Genomic DNA, 14,760 nt, shown 5'->3' with positions numbered 1-14,760 from the left:
ACTAATATCTAGGTATTGTTTGATCAATATACCTACTCCATCCATCTATACCTTCTTCTAGATTCCAAATCTCATTTACGAGATTATTATCTAATGACCATTGTCCAAAATTATAACTTCTGATACCCGCATGACAAAGAACAACAAACTTTTTGTCTTTTACATTACTAATTTTTGTTTTAACGTAATCAAGCGAAATTTTACTTATTGGTAAATGTAAAAACTCTCGAGGGAAACAAGCTATTTCCAGTTCGGAATTCTCTCTAACATCAATAATAATAGGATTCTCATCTTCAGAATTAAACCATTTATTAAGATCAAGAGCATTTATTATTTTCGGATAATTTCTCAATTCCTTGAATTAACTAATTCTTATTAACAATTTAATAAGTAAGGTTGCAAGAATATGCTTATTGTTAAAAATAAAAATAAAAATGAATATTAAATTATTAGCTGTATTAACAATATTATCATTATTCCTAATTTTTGGATTTGAAAAAATATCTCATAGCTTAAGTAAAGAAAACCACGAAAATATTTCAGAATTAAAAATTTTAACGTACTTACCTACAGACAATAAAGCATTATTTATTTCAAATTCTAAAATTTCAAAAATCACAAATAACATAAGCAATCACTATGAAGCAAGGGAGCAAGATCAATTTGTTTTAATAAAAGATAGTATTTTTGCGTACCTAGGTATAGATTTAGGTATAAACAATTTAAAAGATATTTATAGTAATGAATTTGCTTTAACTACATATGATAATAAAGAAAAAGATTTTGATGATATTTTAATAATATTCAAAATTAAAGAAAAAAAAGATATAGATGATATTTTAAATCTTTCTAATAAAATTGATGAGCCTGATAAATTGATAAAAATATATAGAGATAATAAATTAAATTATTTAAAGTATATTTATCGCACTAATGATAATTATATAATTACTTCCTCTAATGAAAACTTAATCCTCAAAGCCTTAGAATCAAGTAAAATTGATAAAAATATTATAAGAAAATACTCTTTTAAAGAGGTATTAAATAATTATAAAAATGAACAGAATATTTTATTAACTAACAATTTTAAGCAGACTGAACTATTAAACAATGAAAATTATAATATAACAAAAGACGACTATTTAGTAACATTATTTAAATTTAAAGATAAAGAAATTATATTAAAATCTTACTTAGTAAATAATAATAAGAATTTAGATTTTCAGTCTTATAAAAAAATTAATAAAGAAAATATTGTAAAAAGAAACTATCAAATTTCTACTTATAATAGTTTATTTGATTCTAATAAATATCTTAATCAAATCAAAATAAGTGATTTTGAAAAAGATATTTTTAGAGAATTAAATAAAGAATTAAAACAAAATATACTACTTTTAATTACTGATAATAATTGGTTGATAATTCTTGATAAGAATAATTTTTCTTTTGAGAAGTTAAAATTATTAGAAGATTTAAATAAAAATAGCCTAACAAATAATAATAATGTTTATACAATATATTCGAAAGACATACTCAAAAAAGAAAAAGACATTATAAAAGAATCTAATTACAAAAAAATTTTTTTAATTCAATCTGAAAATTTAACCTTTATTGGTAACAATTTGGTTAATGAAGCTGAGATAGATTTAATTTCAAAGGAATTTTTTAATTTCAGAGGAGATAGTCAAGCAAAATATTTTTTAAATAAAAAAATTGATCTAAATCATCCTTACTCTATCCAAGCTAAAAATATCTCTTATTTAGAAAAAATTAATTTCTTTTTTAAAAATGTGACAAACGTATCAAGTCAAAAATTTACTGAAATAATAAAACAACCTATCCCGGAAACAACCCCTTTATATTATGAAGAAATCAATTTGAAAATATTTTAATAATTAAATTTGATTGATATCTTATGGTTAACTAAAAATTATTTGACTATCTTAGATCTATAAAGAATTTATATCTTATTAAAATTTGGACCCTAACAAACTAATTTTAAAACCAGGATTAGAGGGTGTCCCAGTAACTAATTCATCAATATGCGATATTGATGGACAAAATGGGAAATTGTTATATAGAGGCTATGCAATTGAAGAATTAGCACAGAAAAGTACTTTCTTAGAAACTGCTTTTTTATTAATTTGGGGAGAATTGCCATCAGCAATAGAACTGAGGGATTTTGAACAAGAAGTACAGATGCATAGGAGATTAAGTTTCAGAGTTAGAGATATGATGAAATGTTTTCCTGCGACTGGACATCCTATGGATGCTCTTCAATCGAGTGCTGCGTCTCTTGGCCTTTTTTATTCAAGGAGAGCCATAGATGACCCGAAATATATATACAACGCTGTAATTAGACTTATAGCCAAAATTCCTACTATGATTGCCGCTTTCCAACTAATTAGAAAAGGGCAGGATCCAATCCAACCGAGAGATGATTTATCTTACTCATCAAATTTCCTTTATATGCTCACAGAGAAAGAACAAGATCCAATCGCAGCGAAAGTTTTTGATAGATGCTTAATTCTTCATGCAGAACACAGCTTAAATGCAAGCACCTTCAGTGCGAGAGTTACAGCAAGTACTCTTACTGATCCATACGCAGTAATTGCATCTGCGGTGGGGACACTCGCTGGTCCTCTTCATGGAGGAGCAAATGAAGATGTGATTGCAATGCTAGAAGATATTAAAACGCCCGAAAAAGCCGGTTGTTTTTTGGATGATGCTATAAAAAATAAAAAGAAAATAATGGGTTTCGGTCACAGGGAATATAAGGTTAAAGATCCTAGAGCAATTATTCTTCAAAAGTTAGCGGAAGAGCTTTTTATCAGATTTGGTAAAGATGAGATGTATGAAGTTGCTAAAAATTTAGAGTTAGAAGCCATACCAAGACTAGGGCCAAAAGGCATTTTCCCAAATGTTGATTTCTATTCTGGTCTTGTTTATCGAAAACTTGGAATACCACGAGACCTTTTTACTCCAATTTTCGCAATATCCAGAGTAGCAGGATGGTTAGCTCACTGGAGGGAACAATTAGGAGCAAACAGGATTTTTAGACCATCGCAAATTTATACTGGATCAGCTCCAAGAGATTGGATTAGTTTAGAAAACCGAAAATAATATTTTCAGCTTTTCAAAAAACACACACATATCGTTTATGGCGAGGTAACCTATAGGGTAAATAACAACAAAACTTTGAACACCGGATTAGATCTCGAATATAGTTTTAATGAAATCTTAAAAGGTTTCGGACTGTCTAGTGAAATTGCTCATATAATTTGGCTTCCTCTACCAATGCTAATAGTTTTAGTCTCAGCAGTTGTCGGAGTATTAGTCACAGTATGGTTAGAAAGAAAGATTTCTGCAGCTGCTCAACAAAGAATAGGTCCAGAATATGCAGGTGCTTTAGGAGTTCTGCAACCAATTGCAGATGGACTTAAATTACTTGTTAAAGAAGATATTATTCCTGCAAAAGCAGATTCAATTCTTTTTACAACTGGACCAATATTAGTATTAGTACCAGTTATTCTTTCGTGGTTAATTGTACCTTTTGGTCAAAACTTACTTATCAGTAATGTTGGCATTGGGATTTTTCTTTGGATTGCTCTAAGTAGTATTCAACCAATTGGTCTTCTTATGAGTGGATATGCCTCTAATAATAAATATTCATTATTAGGCGGATTAAGAGCGGCTGCTCAATCTATAAGCTATGAAATACCTCTAGCTCTATCTGTATTAGCTGTCGTATTAATGACAAACTCTCTTAGTACTATTGATATTGTTAATCAACAAAGTGGGGCTGGAATACTAAGTTGGAATATATGGCGGCAACCTGTTGGATTCATCATCTTTTGGATATGTGCTCTTGCTGAATGTGAAAGACTTCCTTTTGACTTGCCTGAAGCTGAGGAAGAATTAGTTGCAGGTTATCAAACTGAATATGCTGGAATGAAATTTGCTTTATTTTATTTAGGCAGTTACATAAATTTGATTCTATCTGCATTATTAGTATCCATACTTTATTTAGGAGGATGGGGTTTTCCTATCCCTGTTGAGATAATAGCTAAAGTTTTAAATCTTCCAATAAACGCCCCTGTAATTCAAGTATTTACAGCTTCTATAGGAATTATAATGACAGTTCTTAAAGCATATCTCTTAGTTTTTATAGCCATACTATTACGCTGGACAACTCCAAGAGTAAGAATAGATCAATTATTAGATTTAGGTTGGAAGTTTCTTTTACCTATTTCTCTTGCTAATCTCCTTTTAACAGCTGGCCTAAAACTAGCTCTCCCTCAATTTTTTGGTGGATAATATTTAAGTAAATGTACTTAAATACTAAATTAATCCACTACACTAAAGACACTAAGTTATCACTTTAAAATGAAAGACTTTCTTCAAAAAGTAAATAGCTATATTAAAGAAGCCTTTGGAGCTGGTAAATATTTATATGATGGACTTTCTGTAACTTTTGATCATCTCCGAAGAAGGCCAGTTACTGTTCAATACCCTTACGAGAAGTTAATACCATCTGAAAGATATAGAGGAAGAATCCATTATGAATTTGATAAATGTATAGCCTGTGAAGTATGCGTACGTGTTTGTCCCATAAATCTGCCAGTAGTAGATTGGGTAATGAATAAAGAAACTAAAAAAAAGGAACTTAGAAATTACTCTATAGACTTTGGAGTATGTATTTTTTGTGGGAATTGTGTTGAATATTGTCCAACAAATTGCTTATCCATGACTGAAGAATATGAATTAGCGACATTCGATAGACATAATTTAAATTTTGATAATGTGGCTTTAGGCAGACTTCCTACAAACGTTACGACTGATCCTTCTGTAAAACCTCTTAGAGAACTTGCATATTTACCTAAAGGAGTTATGGATCCTCATGAAGTCTCTTCTTCCGATGCTCGTGTTGGTAAATTACCTGAAGAAGTTTATGATTGGATGAAACCAAAAACGAATGAAATGAGTGATCCCGCCGTCAAACTAAATAAATAATTAACTACATAAATGTCTATAGCAGTCACAACACAAATTATTTGTTTTTCAGTATTGTCTTTAGTTGTAATAGTTGGAGCACTAGGGGTAATTCTTCTTGATAGTATTGTTTACTCTGCATTCTTACTTGGTGGAGTCTTCATGAGTGTTGCAGGCTTATATCTTTTATTAAATGCTAGTTTTGTTGCGGCAGCTCAAGTACTAGTTTATGTAGGAGCAGTTAATGTTCTGATTATTTTTGCAATAATGCTAGTCAATAAAAAAGAAGATTTAAAACCTATTAATAACATCAATTCAAGAAGAATCATATCAACATCAATTTGTTTAACTCTCCTAAGTCTATTAATTAGAGTTGACTTATCAAATGTTTGGAGTTTGGCAGATCCTAATTCCTCCATAGGCGAGGAATCTACAATTAGAATTGGAGAACATTTATTTAGTGATTATTTGCTTCCCTTCGAAGTGGCGTCTGTATTGCTTTTAATGGCGATGATTGGAGCTATAGTATTAGCTAGAAGAGATGTATTTAACAAAGATATCTCGACAGGATTACCAGTTGATCAAGAGTTAATAGAGAAGCCAAGTGAGCCATTGCTAATTAAAAAAAATTAAAATGAATTTAGAATCTATACCTCTTCAAGCTTTTTTAATAGTCTCCTCCATATTATTTTGTATTGGTATTTGGGGTTTATTAAATAGTAGAAATGCAGTAAGAGTTCTAATGAGCATTGAATTAATGTTGAATGCTGTAAATATAAATTTGATGGCTTTCTCTTCTTATATAGATAACAACCTAATTCAAGGACAAGTTTTTACGATTTTTGTCATCACAGTTGCAGCCGCAGAAGCCGCGGTAGGTTTAGCTATATTGTTATCTCTTTATAGAAATCGAGTTACTGTCGATATGGAAAGTTTTAATTTATTAAAGTGGTAAAAAGCATCAAGTGAAACTTGCATTGGTGCTTATCATTTATAGATCTAACAGCTCAGTTGCTAAAGAAGCATCTATATTTTGTGAGAAGGCTCTCAAAGATAGAAATATTAAATCAAAGAGTATAGGAAGTGATTTTGATACAAAAAAAATAGAGCAATATCTTTTTAATCTTCCTTCATTACCTGACTTATTAATTGTTCTTGGAGGTGATGGGACTGTTCTTAAATCTGCTAATGCATTAGTTCATTATGATATCCCATTACTAAGTTTTAATATTGGAGGCAATTTAGGATTCTTAACTCAAGAAAAAGATTTTTTATTTGACAAATCATTTATCAAAATTTTGGAAAAGGAAGAATTCACAATTGATTTAAGAAACAGGTTGCATTGTGAAGTTTATAGTAAAGAAAATCTTGGAGTACGAAAAATAATCAAGAGCTATGATGCATTAAATGATTTTTATTTTAAATCCGTTGAAGAAGATATTTCTCCAACAAATCAAATTCAAATAGAAATAGATAATGAAAAAGTAAACGAATATAAAGGTGATGGTTTAATTATTTCTTCCTCAACTGGTTCTACAGCATACTCTATGGCCGCAGGGGGGCCAATAGTTCACCCTTCAATAAACGCATTTGTAATCAATCCAATATGTCCTATGAGCTTAGCCAGCCGTCCAATTATTATTCCTGATACAAGTAAAGTAATCATTAGAGCAGTTCAAAAGAATAAAAGAGAAATAAAACTATGGAAAGATGGATCAAAGTGCATGACTGTAAAAGAAAATGATTATTGCGAAATAAATAAAGGAACAAAGCCCTGTAAAATGATTAAGTTCAATAAAAGCATTTCTTATTACATTACTTTGATCAAAAAGCTTGATTGGAAAGGGAATTTATCTTTAAAAAATAATCAACTCAATTAGATGACATTAGAGATTGAAAGGCGATTTCTTATCAAAAATGATCAATGGAAAGCATTTATTACTCATAAAACTTTTATAGAGCAGGGCTACCTTTCATATGATTTAGAAGATTGGATCATCAGAATTAGATTTAATGGCAAAAACTTTAAAATAGCACTTAAAAAACATATTAAGAATTTTACTAATTACGAATATGAATACTCAATACCAAATAGTGAAGGCGAACAAATCATGGCAACTCTTACGAATACAATTAAAAAAGAAAGATTTTTTTTAAAAATTGACCAAAAAGATTGGATTATAGATTGCTTTAAAGATAGAAATTTTCCTTTGGAAATTGCCGAAATTGAGCTTGCTGAAGAAAAAGAACAAATTATTCTTCCGCCTTTTTTAGCAAAAGAAATTACTGGCCTCAAAATATATACCAATTTAAATCTGACAAAAAATCCTTTTTCAAAATGGGGAAACAAAGATTAAAAAAAAATATCCAAAAAGTTCACTTTTCTTTTATATTTTTTTTATAGTTTAGCAATAGTTTACTCAACATTAATATGTATGGTCTTTATGACAGGGATGGGGTATTAAGATTTGTCAATTCTGATAGAAAAGCATGTCTTGATTATGCAGAACTTTTTGAATTGAATTCATCGCATTATTGCTTAATGAATTTAATAGAAACTATCGATACTGAAAATAATATTAATCTTGATCTGAATCAGGTAGAGAGCAACAATTAAATCCATCTCTGCAGATTTTTCCGTGATCCATTGCCCAATTTAATAGTGCTACTCTATTTTTAGAGCCTGTTTTGGTGAACATATTACTTACATGATTATCAACAGTTCTTTTACTAATAGTAAGCTTTACTGCAATTTCTTGATTTGTAAGCCCATCAGCCACTAAATCTATGATTTCCATCTCTCTAGACGAGAGACCCATCATATCAATGTCGTTAATACCTTCTTCAACCATTTGCATTTAAACAGTTCCTTTTATATATTAATTGAGTTTAGCAGTATCAGTAAACTTCTTAACCAAGTAGGGAAAAAAGCAATTGAAATCAAAACTTCAGCAAACTTTAGAAAAAAATTCAAAAGTAATTACAGCAGAATTAATGCCGCCAAGAGGAGGGGACCCCATAAGATCTCTTAAAATAGCACAACTTCTGAAAAATAAGGTACATGCTGTTAACATAACAGACGGAAGTAGAGCAATAATGAGGATGTGTAGTTTAGCAATGTCTAAACTATTACTGGAAAATGGGATAGAACCGATAATGCAAATTTCTTGCAGAGATCGTAATAAAATTGCTTTACAATCAGATATTCTTGGAGCAAATGCATTAGGTATTAAAAATATTTTATGCATTACAGGAGATTCAGTAAAAGCTGGTGATCAGCAAGAAACAAAAGCAGTTCATGAATTTGAAGCAGTTCGACTATTAAAACAAATTCAATATTTCAATCAAGGTATTGATCCTACTTTTGAAAAACTTGCTGACAATAGAACTAACATATTTGCTGGTGCTGCAGTAGATCCCAGTTGTCGGAATCAAAGAAGTTTAAAAAATCGAACAAGAAAGAAGAAGGAGGCAGGAGCAAATTTTTTACAAACTCAAATAGTTATGGATAGAAATTATTTGATAGATTTTTGCCAAGAAATCAGTAATCCACTTGAGATACCAGTTATAGCAGGAGTATTTCTTTTGAAATCATATAAAAATGCCCTCTTCATAAATAAATTTGTACCTGGCGCGAATATTCCTGAAAATATTTTAAATCGTCTCAAAGAAGCAAAAGACCCCCTGAAAGAAGGAATATTAATTGCTGCTGAACAAGCTAAAGATTTTATTAACATCGCTGAAGGTATTCATATAATGGCAGTCAAGGCAGAAAATCTTATCCCAGAAATACTTGAAAAAGCTGGTCTTAATCTGGAATGTTAATTAAATCAGATCCTAATAATTCTGCCATGGCTTTTTGCTGAGGTGATGGCTCAGTTAAATCTAATCTTCTTGAATCTGTTATTAACCAGTCCAAAGAAGCATCTTTCAAATCAAAATGATCGCCATTTTTACCTACACAATATCTACCAAATACTAATTTATCTACTAGTTGAACTCCTTTTCCAATTTTTGAATAATCAAAAATTATAGAGTTATCTATAGTTGCACCCTCACAAATACAACAACTTGGTCCAATCATTGAGGGGCCAATAATAGTGGCTCCATCTTCAATTCTTGTCATCCCTCCAATATAAACTGGCCCTTTTATATCGACTTGATCCCAGTTTGCAGCGACATTAAGACCCGTAAAGACTCCAGGTTTAATTTCTTTACCTGGAATTTCTACTTGCCTCACTTTACCAAGTAATACATTTCTAATGGCACTCCAATAATCAGGAACTTTTCCAATATCAACCCACTCAAAATCCATCGGCAAAGCGAAAAATGGCAAATCCATTTCAACAAGTTTAGGAAAGAGATCAGCTCCAATATCAAATTTTTCTCCAGACGGGATATAGTCAAAAATCTCAGGTTCAAAAAGATAAATACCTGTATTAATTGAATCACTCAAAGCAGTATCTACTGTTGGTTTTTCTTGAAAAGCTTTGACTCTGCCATTCTCATCAGAAACCACAACTCCATAACTAGATACCTGTTCTCGCGTTACCTTCTTTGTTATTAAACTTGCTAATGCTCCTTTTTGCTTATGATTTCTAACGGCTTCAGTCAAATCCAAATCAACTAATGCATCACCGCAAAGTACAACAAAAGTTTCATCAAAAAAATTTTGGAAATCTTGAATTTTTTTTAATCCTCCAGCCGAGCCCAAAGCATCACCAATCATTTCCCCATCCTCAATTCTTCCTTCAAAGCTATAAGCTATCTCTACACCAAATCTTTGTCCATCTCTAAAGTAGTTTTCAATTTCCTCAGCAAGATGGGAAACATTAACCATTATTTCTTTAAAACCATGTTCTTTTAAAAGTTCCAATAAAAATTCCATTACAGGTTTTTGTAAAATAGGAATCATTGGTTTTGGAATAATATGCGTAATTGGCTGTATGCGCGTTCCTTTACCTGCTGCAAGTATCATTGCCTTCATCAGCTTTAAACCTCTTTTAACAGATTATACGTTATTACTCTCATATCTTTAAGCAGCAGTCGAAGAAGTCTCTGCAACCTCAAGATTGTCTATAGGTAACTGAGCTAATTCTCCATCTGGAAGAATTCTTTTTATTTGTATTGGACCATAAAGAGAATTTTTTTGTTTTATCTCAATTTTATTTTCTGATGATAGAAATAATAAAGCCCAAAAGACACCAAGCCTATCTTTATCTAAATCACTTTTCACTACATTCTGCCACTTATTAACTAAATATTCAAAGTCAGTCCATTGCAAAGCTTTCTCCCATCCATCAATAAACTTACCAAGCGCTTTAGTTGTTTCAGGAAGTTTTTCACGATGTGCTAAAGATTGAACCTTAGATATTAAGATCTTATCAGAATATTTTTTATTTCTTTTCCTTTTCATCAGCAAAAGATCTTGCGTCTCAATAATTTCGGCAATCGATTCAAGTTGACTAACAAGTTCTCCTAATGTCGATGTTCGTTTAATAACGGGTTGAGCGACAGATCTTCTTCTAAGATATTTTTCAGGATATTTTGGAATGTCAAATCCTTGATTAATCCATTCTTGGTTATCCATATCAATTTCATCTTCAAAACCTAATATTTCTTCTGGGAAAACATCAGATTCTAAAACTTGAGCTTTTAAATTAACTAATACTGAGGCAGCGAAAAACGCTTCGCTTGTTTCGGATAAGTCCTTTTCATATGACATTTGATCATTTGAGGAATATTTCAAATTTTGCTTAAATTGTTCTAAAAAACTATCGATAACACTTATTACATCAATATCCCAAGGATCAAGATCTCCTCTCCCAGCAGCATCTTGAAGGAATTTTATTAATAATCTAGGTCCCAACTGGTACCTATCAATAGATTTAGAAATAGTTACTTTAGTCAATCAAATCTTTTTTCAAGATATCTGTTTATCATTTTTTATGCAAAACAATAATGAAAAAATTTAGAAAATTATATAGTTGGTGCTTTTAATATTTGACTTTTTTTGTTTCCTGCAAAGATATTTGTCTTTGGAACACTTTTCACTGCATTTAAATCCCTATCAACCAAGTTGCTTATTGTAGCCAAATAACTTTCTGTAACTAATCTTGGATATAAACCAATACCAATTATTGGTAAGAGTAAACATGCAATGATATATACCTCTCTTGGCTCTGCATCAATTAAATTCCTATCTTCAGTTAACTTTGGATTTTCTTTACCAAAGAAAATCTCACGCAACATTGACAATAAATAAATCGGAGTAAGTATAACTCCTACTGCCGCCAAAGAAGCCATTACTACTCTAAAAGGCAACGTATAAACTTCATCAGTTACAAATCCAGTAAATACCATTAATTCAGAAACAAATCCACTCATGCCTGGTAAAGCAAGAGAAGCGAGAGAGCAAGCAGTCCACAATGCAAACATAATACGCATTTTCTGTCCAACTCCACCCATTTCATCAAGTTTTAAAGTCTTTGTCCTGTCATAAGTGGCTCCAACAAGAAAGAATAAACTTGCTCCTATTAATCCATGACTAACCATTTGCAACATTGCTCCACTTGTACCTAGGCTACTAAAACTTCCTATTCCAATAAGAACAAACCCCATGTGACTGATTGAACTATATGCAATTTTTCTTTTAAGATTTCTTTGCGCGAAGGAAGTTAATGCGGCATAAATTATATTAACTACTCCAAGAACTATTAATAATGGCGCGAATTGAGCATGTGCTACAGGTAATAATTGAGCATTAAATCTTAAAAGAGCATATCCGCCCATCTTCAATAAGATACCTGCCAATAACATATGCACAGGAGCCGTAGCCTCCCCATGAGCATCAGGGAGCCAAGTATGTAAAGGAACAATTGGGAGTTTTACCCCAAAAGCAATTAATAGGCCTATATAACAAAGAATTTGAAAGTTTTGGCTAAAATTTTGATTAGCCAAATGAGCAAACTCAAAATTTGGAACTTCAGTTCCATAAAAACCCATCGCCAATGCAGCTAAAAGGATAAATATAGAACTACCAGCTGTATAGATAATAAATTTTGTAGCTGCATATTGTCTATTTTTACCTCCCCAGATAGCTAAAAGTAAATATACTGGCAAAAGTTCAAGTTCCCAAGTTAAAAAGAATAAGAGCATATCTTGAACAGCAAAAACAGCTATTTGCCCTCCATCCATTATGAGTATTAAAAAGAAAAATAATTTTGGTTTAAACTTTACTGGCCATGCTGCTAAGACAGCTAGCGCTGTTATAAAACTAGTTAACAATATTAGTGGCATTGAAATTCCATCAGCGCCGACTGACCAAGTCAGTCCTAGCTTTGGAAGCCAACTTATACTTTCTTTAAGTTGAACATTTTCATTATTAATATCAAAACCGTTTATATACGCTCCTACAGTCACAAGAAAAGTAATTAAAGCGACACTTAAAGCAAACCACCTTACTTCTTTACCCTCTCCTTTATCAGGGAAAAAAGGTATCAAAAATGCACTTGCAATGGGGAAAAGAATAGATATAGATAGCCAAGGGAAATCAGATAAACCTCCACCTAATGTTCCTATCGTCTTTAGTGCAAAATGTGTAAAAAAAAGGCTGCTCAAATGAATAAGAAATTGATCCTAAATAGAGTCTAGAAATTATCTAGATTTTTTCATCCCATGAACAGTGAAGACACACATTTGTTATTAAGTTATTTGGGGTGATTGGAAACCAAATATTGCTACTAACAAAATTACTCCTCCAAAAACTATCAAGGCATAAAATTGAGCTCTTCCTGTTTCAAAATACTTGAGGCCCTCTCCACTTCCCAATGTTACAAGTCCAGTAAGATTTACAACTCCATCAACAACTTTGGAATCAACTTCTAAAACTTCTTTTGCAAGTTTTCTACTACCTTTGACAAAAAGTTTTTCATTAATATCGTCCAAATACCATTTTTTTGCTAAAAACTTATTAACAGAGGGAAATCTCTGTGCAAATAATATTGATAAATTAATCTTCTTAGCAAAATATGCTTGATAAGCGATAGTAATTCCTATCGAGGCAATAAAAACAGACGCAAGAGCAAGAGGTAAAAATTCTTTTAATTCAAAAGACTCTATAGCCATCAATGCCTCTTCGGGATCTAGTAAATTTGCAAATTTACTATCCCAAGGGAATCCCATAAACCCAATTATTACTGAGGGTACTGCCAGAAAAACCAGTGGAAAAGTCATAGACCAAGGAGACTCATGTAGTGAACCATGTTCTTCTTCATGTTGTTGTTCTTCTTCATGTTGTTGTTCTTCTTCTATATTGATTTCAGCAGCGAGTAAAAGTTCTTTTTGTAATTCCTTATTTTCCCCTCTGAATTCGCCTTCAAAAGTTAAGAAATAAAGTCTAAACATATAGAAAGCTGTCATTCCTGCTGTTAAAAATCCAACAAACCAAAAAGCTGGAAATGAGATAAAAGCGTTTCCCAATATTTCATCTTTACTCCAAAATCCAGCTAATGGAGGAATACCACTTATTGCTACACAACCTATTAAGAAAGTTGTAGAAGTAAAAGGCATTTTCTTTCTTAAACCTCCCATCAACCTCATATCTTGGGCCAGTACAGGTTGATGACCAACCACTTCTTCCATAGCATGAATTACTGAACCAGACCCCAAAAATAACATTGCTTTGAAGCAAGCATGTGTTATCAAGTGAAAAATACCGGCTACTGGTGCACCACAACCCATCGCAAGCATCATATACCCTAGTTGAGAAACAGTACTGTATGCCAAACCCTTTTTTAGATCCATTTGAGTTAAAGCAATAGATGCCCCTAAGAAACATGTAATAGTGCCAACTAAAGCAATAATGAATTGAATTGAGGGGAATAATGAGTAGAGAGGTTGAAGCCTAGCTACTAAGAATATTCCAGCAGCAACCATCGTCGCCGCATGAATAAGCGCTGAAATAGGAGTTGGTCCCTCCATAGCATCAGGAAGCCATACATGAAGAGGAAACTGAGCAGATTTTGCCATAGGTCCTAAAAAGACTAAAAAGCATAGTAATAATGCAGCCCAGACAGGTAATGAATTCTCTGAAACTGATTGTGATACTCCTAGGGCAATTTCAGTAAAATCAAAGCTTTTAGTAGCCCAAAAAAGACCCAAAATTCCTAGTAATAATCCAAAGTCTCCAACTCTATTTACGACAAATGCTTTTTGAGCAGCATTAGCTGCGCCATCTCTGTCGTACCAAAAACCAACTAATAAATAAGAACACATTCCTACTAATTCCCAAAAAACATATATTTCTAACAAGTTTGGGCTAATAATTAAACCCATCATCGAACTACTGAAGAGGGCTAAATACGTGAAAAATCTTACGTAACCTTTATCATGCGCCATATAACCATGAGAGTAAATCATGACTAATAAAGTGATAGTGGTTACCAAAGTAAGCATTACGCTACCTAATGGGTCTAGAACAAATCCCATTGGTATTGTGAAGTCTCCGGCACTTGCCCAAACAAATAATTTTTCTACTGAGTGGTAACCTTTTATTTGCTCAATTAATGTTTTATAACTAATTACCGCAGAAACACCTACGAATGACAAAAGACTGATGGCAACAATTTCTCTAGAATTATTGATTTTTTTATTTGCACAAATTAAACCCAAGCCGGAAAGTACCGCTCCAATAAGCGGAAAGACAGGAATTAACCAGGCAATTTCTGAAGCTTGAGGCATTTCTAAGAATATTTATACACTAATACT

Annotated in this window: 15 protein-coding genes; 9 read left to right on the top strand and 6 right to left on the bottom strand. The window is 31.9% G+C overall.

What is annotated here, in order from left to right:
* Position 1: 1 nt before the first annotated feature.
* The gene (locus P9515_RS00935) at positions 2–352 is read right to left on the bottom strand and encodes a rhodanese-like domain-containing protein (RefSeq protein ID WP_011819515.1); all 351 of its coding nucleotides are present in this window, start codon (positions 350–352) and stop codon (positions 2–4) included.
* 82 nt (positions 353–434) lie between these two features.
* Here P9515_RS00935 and P9515_RS00930 point away from each other — a divergent pair, with 82 nt between their 5' ends.
* The 8 genes from P9515_RS00930 (at position 435) to P9515_RS00895 (ending at position 7,349) form a co-directional block, all read left to right on the top strand.
* Entirely contained in the window at positions 435–1,892 is a 1,458-nt protein-coding gene (locus P9515_RS00930) for a hypothetical protein (protein WP_011819514.1), read from the top strand.
* An 85-nt stretch (positions 1,893–1,977) separates the two neighbouring features.
* Positions 1,978–3,123, top strand: a complete 1,146-nt coding sequence (locus P9515_RS00925) for a citrate synthase (protein WP_011819513.1) — start codon at positions 1,978–1,980, stop codon at positions 3,121–3,123.
* A gap of 75 nt (positions 3,124–3,198) precedes the next feature.
* Positions 3,199–4,317, top strand: a complete 1,119-nt coding sequence (gene nuoH / locus P9515_RS00920) for an NADH-quinone oxidoreductase subunit NuoH (RefSeq protein ID WP_011819512.1) — start codon at positions 3,199–3,201, stop codon at positions 4,315–4,317.
* A 69-nt stretch (positions 4,318–4,386) separates the two neighbouring features.
* Entirely contained in the window at positions 4,387–5,013 is a 627-nt protein-coding gene (gene ndhI, locus P9515_RS00915; RefSeq protein WP_011819511.1) for an NAD(P)H-quinone oxidoreductase subunit I, read from the top strand.
* A 12-nt stretch (positions 5,014–5,025) separates the two neighbouring features.
* On the top strand, positions 5,026–5,625 hold the full coding sequence (locus tag P9515_RS00910; protein ID WP_011819510.1) for an NADH-quinone oxidoreductase subunit J: 600 nt from the start codon (positions 5,026–5,028) through the stop codon (positions 5,623–5,625).
* Between the two features lies 1 nt (position 5,626).
* Positions 5,627–5,947, top strand: coding sequence for an NADH-quinone oxidoreductase subunit NuoK (gene nuoK, locus P9515_RS00905; protein ID WP_011819509.1), 321 nt, complete (start codon positions 5,627–5,629; stop codon positions 5,945–5,947).
* A gap of 10 nt (positions 5,948–5,957) precedes the next feature.
* Positions 5,958–6,872, top strand: a complete 915-nt coding sequence (locus tag P9515_RS00900; RefSeq protein WP_041710540.1) for an NAD(+) kinase — start codon at positions 5,958–5,960, stop codon at positions 6,870–6,872.
* Complete coding sequence (locus P9515_RS00895) at positions 6,873–7,349, top strand: CYTH domain-containing protein (protein ID WP_011819507.1); 477 nt, start codon at positions 6,873–6,875, stop codon at positions 7,347–7,349.
* A 222-nt stretch (positions 7,350–7,571) separates the two neighbouring features.
* Here P9515_RS00895 and pedR read toward each other — a convergent pair whose 3' ends face one another.
* On the bottom strand, positions 7,572–7,850 hold the full coding sequence (gene pedR, locus P9515_RS00890) for a photosynthetic electron transport-dependent transcriptional regulator PedR (RefSeq protein WP_011819505.1): 279 nt from the start codon (positions 7,848–7,850) through the stop codon (positions 7,572–7,574).
* Between the two features lie 76 nt (positions 7,851–7,926).
* On the opposite strand from pedR, the gene P9515_RS00885 reads away from it, so the two are divergent.
* The gene (locus tag P9515_RS00885; RefSeq protein ID WP_011819504.1) at positions 7,927–8,817 is read left to right on the top strand and encodes a methylenetetrahydrofolate reductase; all 891 of its coding nucleotides are present in this window, start codon (positions 7,927–7,929) and stop codon (positions 8,815–8,817) included.
* Here P9515_RS00885 and P9515_RS00880 read toward each other — a convergent pair.
* The 4 genes from P9515_RS00880 to P9515_RS00865 form a co-directional block, all read right to left on the bottom strand.
* Entirely contained in the window at positions 8,801–9,979 is a 1,179-nt protein-coding gene (locus P9515_RS00880) for a nucleotidyltransferase family protein (RefSeq protein ID WP_011819503.1), read from the bottom strand. The two genes, P9515_RS00885 and P9515_RS00880, sit on opposite strands and share 17 nt — an antisense overlap.
* A 48-nt stretch (positions 9,980–10,027) precedes the next feature.
* On the bottom strand, positions 10,028–10,861 hold the full coding sequence (locus tag P9515_RS00875; RefSeq protein WP_011819502.1) for a segregation/condensation protein A: 834 nt from the start codon (positions 10,859–10,861) through the stop codon (positions 10,028–10,030).
* Positions 10,862–10,971: 110 nt separating this feature from the next.
* On the bottom strand, positions 10,972–12,612 hold the full coding sequence (locus tag P9515_RS00870; RefSeq protein ID WP_011819501.1) for an NAD(P)H-quinone oxidoreductase subunit 4: 1,641 nt from the start codon (positions 12,610–12,612) through the stop codon (positions 10,972–10,974).
* Positions 12,613–12,696: 84 nt separating this feature from the next.
* Positions 12,697–14,733, bottom strand: coding sequence for an NAD(P)H-quinone oxidoreductase subunit 5 (locus tag P9515_RS00865; protein WP_011819500.1), 2,037 nt, complete (start codon positions 14,731–14,733; stop codon positions 12,697–12,699).
* Positions 14,734–14,760: the final 27 nt, after the last annotated feature.

The sequence above is a fragment of the Prochlorococcus marinus str. MIT 9515 genome (genome assembly GCF_000015665.1).
In the GTDB taxonomy this organism is placed as follows: domain Bacteria; phylum Cyanobacteriota; class Cyanobacteriia; order PCC-6307; family Cyanobiaceae; genus Prochlorococcus_A; species Prochlorococcus_A marinus_P.
The sequence above is the reverse complement of the archived record's forward strand: the minus strand, read 5'-3'. Positions and strand labels throughout refer to the sequence as shown.